This is a genomic window from Streptomyces sp. JNUCC 64 (assembly GCF_054484115.1).
Window position 1 is genome coordinate 2984313 of record NZ_CM137015.1, and the last position, 13252, is coordinate 2997564.

General features: G+C 73.0%; 17 protein-coding genes. 13 read left to right on the forward strand and 4 right to left on the reverse strand.

From position 1 onward, the window contains the following. The first annotated feature begins 286 nt into the window (after nucleotides 1-286). The 8 genes from ACVWNX_RS12075 (at nucleotide 287) to ACVWNX_RS12110 (ending at nucleotide 3121) form a co-directional block, all read left to right on the forward strand. Entirely contained in the window at nucleotides 287-1126 is an 840-nt protein-coding gene (locus ACVWNX_RS12075; protein ID WP_454413915.1) for a helix-turn-helix domain-containing protein, read from the forward strand. Next, nucleotides 1126-1332, forward strand: coding sequence for a DUF397 domain-containing protein (locus tag ACVWNX_RS12080; protein ID WP_454413916.1), 207 nt, complete (start codon nucleotides 1126-1128; stop codon nucleotides 1330-1332). Before ACVWNX_RS12075 ends, ACVWNX_RS12080 begins: the two co-directional genes overlap by 1 nt. 120 nt (nucleotides 1333-1452) lie before the next feature. Then, entirely contained in the window at nucleotides 1453-1668 is a 216-nt protein-coding gene (locus tag ACVWNX_RS12085; RefSeq protein WP_454413917.1) for a DUF397 domain-containing protein, read from the forward strand. 46 nt (nucleotides 1669-1714) lie between these two features. Continuing rightward, a complete protein-coding gene (locus ACVWNX_RS12090) occupies nucleotides 1715-1930 on the forward strand; it encodes a DUF397 domain-containing protein (protein ID WP_454413918.1) in 216 nt (71 codons plus the stop codon). A gap of 46 nt (nucleotides 1931-1976) precedes the next feature. Further along, a complete protein-coding gene (locus ACVWNX_RS12095) occupies nucleotides 1977-2192 on the forward strand; it encodes a DUF397 domain-containing protein (RefSeq protein WP_454413919.1) in 216 nt (71 codons plus the stop codon). Between the two features lie 38 nt (nucleotides 2193-2230). Further along, nucleotides 2231-2446 (forward strand): DUF397 domain-containing protein, encoded by a 216-nt coding sequence (locus ACVWNX_RS12100; RefSeq protein WP_454413920.1) that lies wholly within the window; start codon nucleotides 2231-2233, stop codon nucleotides 2444-2446. Between the two features lie 46 nt (nucleotides 2447-2492). Then, nucleotides 2493-2717, forward strand: a complete 225-nt coding sequence (locus ACVWNX_RS12105) for a DUF397 domain-containing protein (RefSeq protein WP_454413921.1) — start codon at nucleotides 2493-2495, stop codon at nucleotides 2715-2717. 65 nt (nucleotides 2718-2782) lie between these two features. Further along, nucleotides 2783-3121: an STAS domain-containing protein gene (locus tag ACVWNX_RS12110; RefSeq protein WP_454413922.1), complete on the forward strand. Its 339-nt coding sequence runs from the start codon at nucleotides 2783-2785 to the stop codon at nucleotides 3119-3121. On the opposite strand, the gene ACVWNX_RS12115 is transcribed toward ACVWNX_RS12110, so the two are convergent. Next, a complete protein-coding gene (locus ACVWNX_RS12115) occupies nucleotides 3032-4114 on the reverse strand; it encodes a sigma-70 family RNA polymerase sigma factor (protein ID WP_454413923.1) in 1083 nt (360 codons plus the stop codon). The genes ACVWNX_RS12110 and ACVWNX_RS12115 overlap by 90 nt on opposite strands. A 300-nt stretch (nucleotides 4115-4414) precedes the next feature. After that, complete coding sequence (locus ACVWNX_RS12120; RefSeq protein WP_454413924.1) at nucleotides 4415-5878, reverse strand: MFS transporter; 1464 nt, start codon at nucleotides 5876-5878, stop codon at nucleotides 4415-4417. Between the two features lie 63 nt (nucleotides 5879-5941). Between ACVWNX_RS12120 and ACVWNX_RS12125 the strand changes: the two genes are divergently transcribed. Next, on the forward strand, nucleotides 5942-6898 hold the full coding sequence (locus ACVWNX_RS12125) for a LysR family transcriptional regulator (RefSeq protein WP_454413925.1): 957 nt from the start codon (nucleotides 5942-5944) through the stop codon (nucleotides 6896-6898). Between the two features lie 109 nt (nucleotides 6899-7007). Here the strand turns inward: ACVWNX_RS12125 and ACVWNX_RS12130 are convergent, their stop codons facing one another. Then, nucleotides 7008-7706 (reverse strand): type 1 glutamine amidotransferase domain-containing protein, encoded by a 699-nt coding sequence (locus tag ACVWNX_RS12130; protein WP_454413926.1) that lies wholly within the window; start codon nucleotides 7704-7706, stop codon nucleotides 7008-7010. 136 nt (nucleotides 7707-7842) lie between these two features. Beyond that, nucleotides 7843-9189 (reverse strand): NADH:flavin oxidoreductase/NADH oxidase family protein, encoded by a 1347-nt coding sequence (locus tag ACVWNX_RS12135; RefSeq protein WP_454413927.1) that lies wholly within the window; start codon nucleotides 9187-9189, stop codon nucleotides 7843-7845. Nucleotides 9190-9302: 113 nt separating this feature from the next. Between ACVWNX_RS12135 and ACVWNX_RS12140 the strand changes: the two genes are divergently transcribed. The 4 genes from ACVWNX_RS12140 (at nucleotide 9303) to ACVWNX_RS12155 (ending at nucleotide 13232) form a co-directional block, all read left to right on the forward strand. Next, entirely contained in the window at nucleotides 9303-9905 is a 603-nt protein-coding gene (locus ACVWNX_RS12140; protein WP_454413928.1) for a TetR/AcrR family transcriptional regulator, read from the forward strand. 541 nt (nucleotides 9906-10446) lie between these two features. Then, nucleotides 10447-11037, forward strand: coding sequence for a lytic polysaccharide monooxygenase auxiliary activity family 9 protein (locus tag ACVWNX_RS12145; protein WP_454413929.1), 591 nt, complete (start codon nucleotides 10447-10449; stop codon nucleotides 11035-11037). A gap of 293 nt (nucleotides 11038-11330) precedes the next feature. Continuing rightward, complete coding sequence (locus ACVWNX_RS12150) at nucleotides 11331-12206, forward strand: NAD(P)H-binding protein (RefSeq protein WP_454413930.1); 876 nt, start codon at nucleotides 11331-11333, stop codon at nucleotides 12204-12206. 249 nt (nucleotides 12207-12455) lie between these two features. Then, nucleotides 12456-13232, forward strand: coding sequence for a class I SAM-dependent methyltransferase (locus tag ACVWNX_RS12155; protein ID WP_454413931.1), 777 nt, complete (start codon nucleotides 12456-12458; stop codon nucleotides 13230-13232). Nucleotides 13233-13252 lie beyond the last annotated feature (20 nt).

The window sequence follows — 13252 nt, forward strand, 5'->3', positions numbered from 1 at the left end:
GCACGTCCTCGCGACGCGCCGTCCACTCGACCCCGCCCCGCAGCGGGCGGAGGTAAACCGGACCCCAGGTGATATCCATGACCACCCCCATGACCTTCTTTTGAGTGTCGAACGCAAGTTCACCGACTGTGAGTTGAGGGGGATCTTTCCCCAGGTCACCAGAGCATCGACCCGACACAGCCGCTCCTCTCTGTAGCTGAAGCGCTACCAGGGGCAACTCAGGTTGGCCTAGAGTGCGACTCGGTTCAACTAGGAGATCCCGCAAACAAATTGGGAGCGCTAGCGCATGGGTAACCAGAAGGAACTAAATCCGGACGCAAGCCCTCAGGCAGCCCTAGGAGCGCGTTTACGCCGGGCGCGGGAGCAGCGCGGCTGGAAGCAGCGAGAGCTGGGTGAGCTGATGGGGTACTCGCCGACACAGGTTTCACACGTGGAAACTGGACTAAAGATTGCGACTTTGCCGTTCTGCCGCTCGGCGGATTCGGTGTTGGGGCTCACGGGAACTGAAAAGGCGTTCGAACGTGAGTGGCTGAGCATGAAGTACGGCGCGCTTCTGGAAGGTTTCCCGGGGCTCATCAGCTACGAGGCACGGGCCGTTGAGATCCGGCTGTACGAAGTGGGTGTCATCCCTGGCCTGTTCCAGACCAGGGAGTACGCGGCAACCATCGAAGAGCACAGCGTGCTGCGGGGTGCGATCACGCCCGAGCAAGCCCAGGAACGGGTCGACATAGTCGCCTCCCGGCAAGCCGCGATCGACCGGGCGCCAAGGCCCCTGATCCATGCGGTCGTAGACGAGAGCTGCATCCGCCGACAGGTGGGCAGCCCCGCGATCATGCGGACCCAGTACGACCAACTGTTGGCGCTCGCGGAGCAGCCGAACACCATGATCCAGGTCGCCCCGTTCACCATGGGGGAGCGTCGGCCCTTCAACCTCCCCGTAACGATCCTGACGCTGCCGGACCGGTCGGTGCTGTCCTACGCCGAGAGCGCCCATCGGGGCCACTTGGAGCGGGACAGCCGCTTCGTGGGACCCACGCTCTCGTTCTACTATCAGCTACAGAAGTACGCGCTCCCCCAGACGGATTCCGTCGCCATGATCAATGAGGCACGAAAGGGCACCCCGTGATGACCACGTCCGAACCCCTCAACTGGATCAAGTCCTCGTACAGCGGCAACGGCGGTCAGTGTGTCGAGTGGGCGCCCGCGTCCGCGACCGACACCGTCCCCGTCCGCGACTCCAAGGACCAGAGCGGCCCCGTCCTGCACCTCCCCGTCCACGCCTTCACCTCGTTCGTGACCAGCGTCAAGACGGACGGGTTCAGCACGCGCTAGCCCTGGCGCCATCTGGAGCCACAGTCCCACCGCACGACAACGAGCCCTGCCGCACCTCCCGTACCGGAACGCGGCGGGGCTCTCGTCTTCTTGTCACCGCAGCTCGGAAGGGGTTCCACGATGAACGCCGATCTGATCGACGCCCAGTGGCTCAAGTCCTCCTACAGCGACAACGGCGGCACCTGCGTCGAATGGGCGCCCATGTGCGCCTCCGCGACCGGCACCGTCCCCATCCGCGACTCCAAGGACCCCGGCCGCCCCGCGCTCCGGGTCCCCGTGCCCGTCTTCGCCTCGTTCGTGGCGGGAGTCAAGGCGGACGGGTTCAGCTCGCTTTAGCCTTCGTCACCAGCCTGAGCCCACCACAGCCCGGAAGGGGTCCACGATGAACACCGATCTGACCGACGCACAGTGGCTCAAGTCGTCCTACAGCGACAACGGGGGCGCCTGCGTCGAGGTCGCCGCCAACCTCATCGCTTCGCACGGCATCGTGCCCGTCCGTGACTCCAAGAACCCTGATGGGCCCGCTCTGAGCCTCCGCGCTCACGCCTTCGCCGCGTTCGTGACCGGTGTCCAGGCGGACGGGTTCCGCTCGCTTTAGCCTTCGCCGCCAGCCAGAGCCCACCACAGCCCGGAAGGAGTCCACGATGAGCGTCGACCTCAATGACATCGAGTGGCTCAAGTCCTCCTACAGTCAGCAAGGCGGCAACTGCGTCGAGTGGGCGCCCGCGTACGCCTCCGCGACCGGCACCGTCCCCGTCCGGGACTCCAAGGACCCTGGCCGCCCCGGCCTCAGGGTCCCCGCGCCCGTCTTCACCTCGTTCATGGCCGGGGTCAAAGCGGATGGGTTCAGCACGCTGTAGCCCCCAGCGCCCCACCACAGCCCAGAAGGGACTCCCCGATGAACGCTGAACTCGCCAACGCCCAGTGGCTCAAGTCCTCGTACAGCTCGAACGGCGGCCAGTGCGTCGAGGTCGCCGCCGACCTCATCGCTTCGCACGGCATCGTGCCCATCCGCGACTCCAAGAACCCTGACGGGCCCGCTCTGAGCCTCCGCGCTCACGCCTTCGCCGCGTTCGTGACCGGTGTCCAGGCGGACGGGTTCAGCTCGCTTTAGCCTTCGTCGCCAGCCAGAGCCCACCACAGCCCGGAAGGGGTCCACGATGAACACCGATCTAACCGACGCACAGTGGCTCAAGTCGTCCTACAGCAGCAACGGGGGCGCCTGTGTCGAGGTCGCCGCCAGCTTCGCCGCCTCCCACGGCACCGTCCCCGTCCGCGACTCCAAGGACCCCGGGCGCCCCGCGCTCCGGGTCCCCGTGCCCGTCTTCGTCTCGTTCGTGGCGGGGGTCAAGGGCGGGAGGCTCGGTGGGGTGGGCAGCGGCTGAGGCGGGGGGCGATGAGTTCCGTCGGGGGTGCGGGTCTACCCGGTGTGAACGTGGAATCGGATGGTGTGCTGATACTGCCCGCCCTGGTGGGGCCCCGGGACGTCGTCGACCTGTGCGAGGGCGTGCGGGAGCGGCTGGCCGGGGCGGCGGCGGGGAACCGTCGGATCGTGTGCGACGCCGGGGCGCTCGCCGTGCGGGGGCTGGCGGCGGTGGAGCTGCTGGCCAGGTTGCAGCTCGCGGCGCGGCGGGCCGGGGGGCGGATCGTCATCCGTGATCCGGCCCCCGCCCTGCGGTCGCTGATCGCCCTGACCGGGCTACCGCTCCAGGTGGAGGGGGAGGTCGAAGAGGGGGAACCAGCGGTCCGTGTCGAGGAAGGCGGTGATCGCGGTGATCCGGCCGTCTGAGATCTCCAGGACCTGGAGCGCCCACGGTTCGTAGCGGCCCCGCGTCTCGGTGGGGCGGTACTGGGCGAAGGCCGGGGTGCCGTTGGCGACCGTCGCCAGCAGCAGCGAGCCCCGGCAGCCCGCACCCGTGCCCAGCATCCAGCCGGTGACCTCGTCCTGCCCGCGCAGCCAGAGGTCGTACGGCGGCATGGACAGCACCGCGTCCTCGTGGAGCAGGGCCGTCAGCTTGTCCATGTCGTAGCCCTCGAACGCCTCGACGTAGCGGCGCAGCAGCTCGCGCTGTTCCTCGTCGGCGGGTTCGAACGGGTCCGAGTCCTGGATGTCCGCCGCCGCGAGGGTGGCGCGGGCGCGCTGGAGGGCGCTGTTCACCGAGGCGACCGTGGTGTCCAGGAGGTCGGCGACCTCCTGGGCGCGCCAGGCCAGCACCTCGCGCAGGATCAGCACCGAGCGCTGCTTGGGCGGCAGGTGCTGGAGCGCGGCGAGGAACGCCAGCCGCACCGACTCCCGGGCCACCGCCGTCTGTTCGGGTCCGGCCGAGCCGGTCAGCACCCGGCCGTCGGGGACGGGCTCCAGCCAGGTGGGCTCGGGGTGTTCCTTGAGGACGGCCCGTGAGTGGTGCTGCGGTTCGGTGAGGTCCATGGGGCGGGCGCGGCGGTTGCCCGCGTTCAGCGCGTCCAGGCAGACGTTCGTCGCGATGCGGTACAGCCAGGAGCGGACCGACGAGCGGCCCTCGAACTTGTCGTAGGCCCGCCACGCCCGGACCATCGTGTCCTGGACGGCGTCCTCCGCCTCGAAGGAGGAGCCGAGCATGCGGTAGCAGTAGCCCGTCAGCTCCACGCGGTAGCGGTCCAGTTGGGCGTCCAGGTCGGTCGGCGCGGCACCCGTCCCCGGGGCGTCCGTCCCTGGGGCAGTCGGCTCCGTGACGGCCGCCGTGGGGGCTTCCGCCGTGGTGGTCGTGGTCTCCGTCGCCGTGGTCGTCGTCGTGTCCGTCATGATCCCTGCCCACCCCTGCGTGGTTCGCTCCGCCCGGTCCGGCGCCAGCGGGTACGAACCTAGTGGAGGCCACTGACAGTCCGGCCCGACCTGCGGGTTCGTCCGTTGAGCCCGGTCGCCCGTCGGTCCGTTGAGCCCGGTCGTCCGCCCGGTGGTGCTCGGTCCGGGCGTCCGTCCGGGCGTCCCGTTCGGGCGTCCGTCCGGGCGTCCGTCCGTTTCCGCGTGGGCCGGGCCGTCGTGCGTGAGGGGGCGTCCCGTTGGGGACGGCGTCCGTCGGGGGCCGTCCCCCAAGGCGTCCGGTCAGCGGGCCGGGCGGGCCACTCCTCGATACTGACCCGCGACCGGGCGGGGCGCCACCCGGACGGTGACGGAGGCCGTCGCGCGGGCCTCGGCGCGGGCGGCGCGGGTGCCCAGCAGGGTGATCGCCACGACCCCGGCGACCGCGAGCATGCCCAGCAGGACGGTGGCGTTCCAGCCCCCGGCGTGGAAGGCCAGCGCGCCGAGGGTGCTGCCGACGCTGGCGCCCCCGTAGTACGCGGACTGGTAGAGCGCCGACGCCTGGGCCCGGCCGCTGGTGGCGGTGCGGCTGACCGCCGAGGAGGCGACGGCGTGGCCCGCGAAGAACCCGCCGGTGATCAGCACCAGTCCGGCGACCACGGCGGTCAGCGAGGTGGTGAGGGTGAGCAGCAGTCCGGCCGTGGTGAGGCCGCCCGCCAGGTAGAGGGCGCCCCGGCGGCCGAACCTGCCGACCAGTCGTCCGGCGGCGGCGGACGACAGCGTGCCGACCAGGAAGACCAGGAAGACCGAGCCGATGACGCCCTGTGGCAGGGAGAACGGGGCCTCGGTGAGCCGGTAGCCGATCACCGTGTAGACCGCGCCGAACACCGTCATGAACAGCGCGCCGATCAGGTACAGCCGTCGCAGCAGCGGGTTGCCCAGGTGGCCGCGGACGGTGCGGCCGAGGTGACGGAAGCCCAGCGGGGCGGGGGTGAAGTGCCGGGGCGCGGGGATCAGGGCGCGGAAGGCCAGGACGGTCAGCACCGCGAGTGCGCCGAGCACGCCGAGCGCGACCCGCCAGCCCCACTCCTGGGCGACCCAGCCGGTGACGACCCGGCCGCTCATGCCCCCGACGCTGTTGCCCGCGACGAACAGTCCGACCGCCGCGATCAGCGCTCGGGGGCGCACCTCCTCGGCGAGGTAGGCCATGGCCGAGGCGGGGACGCCCGCGAGGGCGGCGCCCTGGACGGCGCGCAGGGCGATCAGCGCGCCGAGCGAGGGGGCGAACGGGATCAGCAGCGACACCGCGACGGCGATCGTCAGCGAGACGGTCATCAGGGTGCGGCGGCCGAACCGGTCGGACAGCGCGCTCAGCGGCAGCACGAACAGGGCGAGGGCGCCGGTCGCGATGGACACCGTCCAGCTGGCGTCGGCGGCGCCGACCGCGAACTCCGTGGAGATCAGCGGCAGCAGCGACTGCGTCGAGTACAGCAGGGCGAAGGTCGCGAGGCCCACCAGGAACAGGGCGAAGCTCATCTTGCGGTAGCCGGGGCCGCCGGGCGTCAGGCGCGTGTCCGTGGTGTCCCCCGTGTCACCCGCGCCTCCGCCGTTCATGGCGGTGGTGGTGGTGACGGTGGTCCGGGGGGCGGGAGAGGAGGGGGCGGTGGGGATCGGGGGCGGGGCGGCGGGCGGGGCGGCGGTCACGACTGTCCGGCCCGGGGCACGCCCGGTGGACTCGGTGACCGCCCCGGTACTGGCGGCTGGCATGTACCCGAACCTACGGCCGCCATTCTCATGCGTCCAATGCATGGAACGTCCATAATCGTTCCCATGGTGCATAAGGACAGCTCACGGGCGCGCGTGTCACCCAGTGGTGACATAGAAGACATCGTCACACTGCTGGCGCCCCGGCTGGCGTACTTCGCCGGGGTGGCCCGTACCGAGCACGTGTCGCGGGCGGCGCGGGAGATCGGGGTGCCGCAGTCCACGCTGTCGCGGGCGATGGCCCGGCTGGAACAGGACCTGGGCGTCGACCTGTTCGCGCGCCGGGGCCGCACCGTGGCGCTGACACCGGCCGGGCGGACGTTCCTCGCCTCGGTGGAACGGGCGCTGGACGGCATCGGGCGGGCCGCCGAGGAGGTGCGGGCCGACGTCGACCCGGCGAGCGGCAAGGTCGCCTTCGGCTTCCTGCACACCCTGGGCCCGGAGACCGTCCCCGGGCTGATCCGCGCCTTCCGCGCCGACCACCCCCGGGTGCGGTTCAGCCTGGTGCAGATCTACGGCGAGGCGATGCTGGAACGGCTGCGGGCGGGCGAACTGGACATGTGTCTGACCTCGCCGGTGCCGGACGCGCCGGACCTGGTGGCGCGGCGGCTGGACGAGCAGCGGCTGCGGCTCGTCGTCCCGGAGGACCACCGGCTGGCGGGGCGCCGCCGGATCCGGCTCGCGGAGGCCGCCGAGGAGACGTTCGTGACCCTGGAGCCCGGGTACGGGCTGCGCCGGATCACCGACGACCTGTGCGCGGCGGCCGGGTTCCGGCCCAAGGTCGCGTTCGAGGGCGAGGAGGCCGAGACGCTGCGCGGGCTGGTGCAGGCGGGGCTGGGGGTGGCGCTGCTGCCGCCGCCCGCCGTGGCCCGGCCGGGGGTGGCCGAGCTGTCGGTGACGGCGCCGCGCGCGGTGCGGGAGATCGGCGTCGCCTGGCTGGCGGGCGGCGGTCCGGACACCCCGCCGGTGGCCGCGTTCAAACGGTTCCTGCTGTCGCGACGGGGGCATCTGCTGGCGGACTGAGGCGGGGGCGGGGCGGGACGGGGGCCGGTCGGGGTGCTGGTCCGGGACGGTCCCTGGCACCGGGGCCGTGGGTCGGTACCGGGGCCGTGGGTCGGCACGGGGCCGTGGGTCAGCCCGCGTCGGCGACGAGGCGGCGGGCGAGGCGTTCGGACGAGGCCGGGTTCTGGCCGGTGTAGAGGCCACGGTCCACGACGACGAAGGGGCGCAGCGGCAGCCGGGACTTGACGTAGCGGGCGCCGCTCTCGCGCAGCCGGTCCTCCAGCAGCCACACGGCCTTGCGGCCGAAGCTGTTGAACTTCTCCTCGACGTTGGACAGCCCGGTCATCCGGTACCCGGCGAACGGCCACGACCCGTCGGGGTTCCGGGCCGCGAACGCGGCGGCGGGCGCGTGGCACAGCAGCGCGAGGGGCTTGCCGGAGGCCAGCACGCGGGTGAGCAGCGCGCCGGAGACGGGGTCGACCGCCAGGTCCTCCATCGGGCCGTGGCCACCGGGGTAGAACACCACGTCGAACGCGTCCGGGTCGACGTCGTCCAGGGAGCGGGGGGCGGCCAGTTCGTCGGCGATGGCGTCCAGGTAGCGGGCGACCTCGCGGAGTCTGGCGGGGCGGCCGGCGGTCCACGCCATGCTGAGCCGGTCCAGTGTGGGCGGCTTCCCGCCCGGGGTGGCGATCGTGATCTCCCACCCGGCCTTGGTGAAGATCCGGTGCGGCACCGCCAGCTCCTCGCCCCAGTAGCCGGAGGGGTGCACCACTCCGTCCCGGAGCGTCCAGCGGTCCGCCGCGGACACCACGAAGAGCACCTTGGTCATGTCTGTTCTTCTTCCTCGGTTCTTCCGGTTCCTTCCGGCTTCCCACGGTCGCACCGGTCGCGCCGAGCCGGGGTGCCTCCGGCCACCATCATCCGTCGGGGGATGGCTCCGGGCGACTGGTCGTCGTCCGGCGCGGTCACCGTCCGCCGTGGTCGTCGTCCCGGCCCGTCGGGGTCCGGGAGCCCGGCTCCGTGCCCGGTGCGGCTCCCGGGTCCGTCCCGGGTGCCGTCTCCAGGGCCTCGGCGGCGGTCCGGGCGGTGGGCAGCCAGGCGCGGTAGCGGCGCAGTGCCTTGCGTTGCTGGACGAGTTCGGTGAGCAGGGCGCGCGCCGGGTGGACTCCGGGGCGGGGGGCGGCGCCCCGGGCGAGGCGGCGCATCTGGTGGCGGGCCTGCGCCATGCTCGCGGCCGAGGCCAGGGTCTTGTCGGACCAGGTCACCGGCCGTAGCGACCGGTCGGCCTCCTGTCCGTCCCGCCAGTGCCGGGGCAGGTCCGGGGTGACGGCCAGGGCGGTGGCCATCCCGACCAGCGCCACGCCGCTGTCGAGGACCCGTTCGGCGGTGTCGCGCCGGGTGATGCCCCCGGTGAGCATCAGCGGGAGGGGGCTGGTGGTGACGAGTTCCCTGGCCAGGTCCAGGAAGTACGCCTCGCGGGCGCGGGTGCGTCCGTCGGCGGGGCGGCCGGTCATCGCGGGGCTCTCGTAGCTGCCGCCGGACAGTTCGACCAGGTCGACGTCGAGCGGTGCCAGCATCGTGATCACGCGGCGGGCGTCGTCCGCGTCGAAACCGCCGCGCTGGAAGTCGGCGGAGTTCAGCTTCACGGCGACCGCGAACGACGGCGGGACCGCCGCGCGGACGGCCCGGACGACGTCCAGCAGGAGCCTGGCCCGGTTCTCCAGCGGTCCGCCCCACTCGTCGGTGCGCCGGTTGACCAGCGGGGAGAGGAACTGCGACAGCAGATATCCGTGCGCCGCGTGGATCTGCACACCGTCGAAGCCCGCCTCCTCGGCCCGGCGGGCGGTGGTCGCGAAGCGGGTGACGGTGGCCGCGATCCGCTCGGGCGTCATCGCGGTGGGACGGCCGAAGCGCGCGCCGCGCCCTCCCAGGTCGACGGCGATGTCGGACGGGCCCCACACCACGCCGGGCATCCCGGCCGCGACCTGGCGGCCGGGGTGGCTGATCTGCATCCAGACCGCCCCGCCGCCGGACCTGGCCGCCTCCGACCAGCGGGTGAACGGCTCCAGCGGCGAGGCCGCGTCGAGCACCACGCCCCCGGCGCCGGTCAGCGCCTCGGCGTGGACCATCACGTTGCCGGTGATCAGCAGCCCCGCTCCGCCCCCGGCCCAGCGCCGGTACAGCGTGAGCAGTTCGTCGCCGGGGAGCTGGCCCGGGGCCGCCATGGCCTCCTCCATGGCCGCCTTCGCGATCCGGTTGCCCAGTACCCGTCCGGAACGCAGGGTCAGCGGCGAGAACACCTCGCTGGTCATCCGCGTCCTCCTCTCGATCCCGTTCCCGAACCCCGTAAGATGTATGCACTGCTCACATTAGAGCATCGGAGCATTGATGTAAGCAGTGCATACACGAGGGAGTGCGATCCACCATGCCGCAGGCGAGCGGTCCGTACCACCACGGCGATCTGCGCACGGCCTGTCTGCGGGCCGCGCGGGAGCTGCTGGAGGAGGACGGCGGCGGCGCGTTGTCGCTGCGGGCGGTGGCCCGGCGGGCCGGGGTGTCGCCCGGCGCCCCCTACCGCCACTACGCGGACCGGGAGGCGCTGCTGTCCGCGCTGGCCGCCGAGGGGTACCGCGAACTCGCCGGAGTGCTCACGGCCGCGCATCCGTCGCCGTCGACCCCCGGCGAACTCTCCGACGTCGCCACCGCCTACGTACGGTTCGCGCTCCGTCATCCCGCCCTGTTCCGGGTGATGTTCGCCGGGCCCTGCGACCCGGCCGACGAGGAGCGGGCCGCCGCGACCGCCGCCGTCCGGGAGTACGTGCGCACCGCCGCCCGCGCCGCCTTTCCGCACGGCGACCCCGACGCGCTCTCGACCACGGTGTGGGCGCTCGTCCACGGACTGGCGTTCCTGCACCTGGACGGCAAGCTCGACGCGTCCGCCCCGGAGGCCGTCGCGGAGCGGGTGCGCGCCACCGTCCACACGTTGTTCGCGGCCACCGTCCCGGGCGCGACCCCGGGCGCGTCCTGACCGTTCGCGTCCGATCGCGCGGCGCCCTGACCGTTCACGTTCAGCCGGACGCGACCTGACCGTTCGCGCCTGATCGCGCGCCCCGGCCGCCCGTATCCGATGGCGCGCGCCCCGGCCGTCCGGCCCCGGTCGCGTCCCGCCCCGGCCGGAGGGCAAGTGTGGAGTCCGGCCAAGGTGGGCGCGGTGGGCGGGGAGGGCCTTCCTGGGCCGTCGGAGCCGTCGCCGCGCCGGGGGTGGGGCACCCCCGGCGGTGGCCCCGGCTGCGGTGATCCCGGTGCCGCGCCCCGGACTTGACCGCTCCGGATGGTTTCACGCTCAACGAGGGATCGGGCGGGATCGCGGTACTTCGACCGTGTTCCGGAGTGGCCGAAAGCAGCGTTGGAGGGGGGTGACTGGCCAAAATACCCTGGGTTCTGGTCTAGACCACGCCTGGGTGACCGGACCGGTGAACCTGCCGGTGGACCCAGGCCGTCGTCGGACCTGCTGATGACTCCCGCCTCTCCCCCACGCACCACGAGGCACCCCCACCTCAGGAGTGAACATGCGCAAGAAGCTCAGCACGACCCTGGTCGGCGCGGGCCTCGCCTTCGCCGCGCTCTTCGCCACCACCGGCAGCGCCCAGGGCCACGGTTACGTGGACTCCCCCGCCAGCCGTTCGGCCCTCTGTGGCAACGGCACCGTCCAGGACTGCGGCCAGATCGAATGGGAGGCGTGGAGCGTCGAGGGCTACAAGGGCTTCCCGGCCCGCGGTCCCGTCGACGGCACCATCTGCGCGGGTGGCAACGGCCGGTTCTCCGAGCTGGACGACCCGCGCGGCGGCAACTGGCCCGCCACCCAGGTGCGCTCGGGCCAGAGCTACACCTTCAACTGGCGGATCGTCGCCCGGCACGCCACCACCGACTTCCGCTACTACATCACCAAGGACGGCTGGAACCCCAACAAGCGGCTCACCAGGTCGGACCTGGAGCCCGTGCCGTTCCTGACCGTTCCCTTCGGGGGCCGTCAGCCCGGCGGGACCGTCTCCCACTCCGGCGTCCTGCCGCAGAAGTCCGGCAAGCACCTGATCCTCGGCGTGTGGACCGTCCACGACACCGAGAACGCCTTCTACTCCTGCTCGGACGTCCAGTTCTGACCGGTCCCCGGACCCGTCCGCACGTCGTCTGACCACCGCACGTCGTCCGACCCACTGTCCGCCGCGCGCCCGTCCGTCCGGCGCGTGGCGGGTGGTGCCGGCACCACCCGCCTCCTCCTCAGGCACCCGCGCCCGTCCCTCCCTCGGGGGACGGGCGCGGGCCGTTCGTGACCCCGGGCCCGGAGCCCGGCCCCGTCCACGTCCACCGCCCACCGCCCGGCCCCGGACGATCACGCATCCACCCCGGTCGGACGGACATCGCCCCGGCGGCCGTCCGGCACTTCACTGGAGGCATGAACGAAGAACAGTCCTCCACGGCCCCCTCTCCCACTCCCGTACTGGTGCTCGGCGCCACCGGCAAGACCGGACGGCGGGTCGCCGCCGCCCTGACCCTGCGGGGACACACCGTCCGGGCCGCCTCCCGCAAGGGCGCGACCCGCTTCGACTGGTCCGAGCCCGACACCTGGGGTCCCGCCCTCGACGGGACGCGGGCCGTCTACGTCGTGGACTCCCAGGGTCCCGACGCCCCCGCCGAGGTCGGCGCCTTCGCCCGGCTCGCCGCCGAGCGGGGCGTCCGGCGGCTGGTGCTGCTCTCCGCCCGGACCTGGGGCGAGTTCGGTGACGCGGAGTCGCTCGCCACCGAGGCCGCCGTGCGCGCCTCCGGGGTCGACTGGACGATCCTGCGGCCCACCTGGTTCGCCCAGAACTTCACCGAGGAGTGGTTCCTCTCCTCCGTGCTGACCCACGGCGAGCTGCGCGTCCCCACCGGCGGCGGGCGGGAGCCGTTCGTCGACCTGGCGGACGTGGCCGAGGTGGCCGCCGTCACCCTGACCGAGGACGGACACACGGGCCGGATCTACGAGTTGTCGGGCCCCCGGGCGCTGACCCTGGAGGAGGCCGTCGGGGAACTCGCCCGGGCCACCGGACGGCCCCTGCGGTACGTCCCGCTGGACGACGACCAGTACCGCGCCGAGCAGTTGGCCGCCGGGATCCCCGGGGAGATCGTGGAGCTGCTCGTCCAGCTCTTCGGGCACATCCGGACGGACGGGAGCGCCACGGTCGCGGACGGGGTGCGGACGGTGCTGGGGCGGGAGGCGAGGGAGTTCCGCGCGTACGCGCGGGCCGCCGACTTCTCGGCGTTCCCGGAGTCGCCGGAGCGCACGGGCTGACGCCCGCCGGGCGGGCGGGGTGCCCGGACCGTCCGGGAGGGGCCGGAGATCTCCGGGACCGTCCGGGAGGGGCCCGGAGGGGCCGGAACCGTCCAGGCAGGGCCGGGCGTCCGGACCATCCGGGCGGTGTCCGGGTGGGGCCGGGAGGGTCCAGTAGGTGTCCGGACCAACCGGGCGGTGGCCGAAGGTGGGCGGGCGGGGGCGAAACCCGGTCGCGGGGCGAGGGTCGTCGGACTAGCGTGCGGCGGCATGCGGAACGAGACGCCCGGCGGGGCCGGGGACCTGGAGGAGCCGGGGAGAACCAGTGGCCCCGGTGGCCCGGGAGACGCTGCTGACCCCGGAGGCCCAGGAGGTCCTGGAAGCCCCGGAGGCCCCGGAGGTCCTGGAGGTCCTGGAGGTCCCGGAGGTCCCGGAGGTCCCAAGGACATCGTCCGGCGCGGTTACGACGCGCTGTCCCTGCGGTACGAGGAGGCGTTCGACTCCGACACCAAGTACCGGGAGTGGATCGGCGCCCTGCTCGCCCGGCTGGCCCCGGGCAGCCGGGTGCTCGACCTGGGGTGCGGCAGCGGGGTGCCGGTGGCCCGGGACCTGGCGGCGGCCGGGCACCGGGTGACCGGGGTGGACATCAGCCCGGTCCAGGTGGCGCGGGCCGGACGGCTCGTCCCCGGGGCGGAGTTCGTCGTCGGGGACGCCACGGCGGCCTCGTTCGCCGGGGAGTCCTTCGACGCGGTGGTCGCCCTGTACTCGCTGATCCACATCCCGCTGGAGGAGCAGCCGCCCCTGCTGCGGAGGATCGCGGGCTGGCTGCGGCCCGGCGGCCGGTTCCTCGTCACCGTCGGCCGGGACGCCTGGACGGGAGTGGACGAGGACTGGCTGGGCGGCGGCGTCCCCATGTGGTGGAGCCACCCCGACGCGGACACCAGCCGGGGGTGGCTCACCGGGGCGGGGCTGACGGTGGAGGAGGAACGGTTCGTGCCCGAAGGGGACGGCGGCCATGTGCTGTTCGTGGCGCGCCGCCCCTCCTGAGTCCGGCCCGTGGCCCGTCC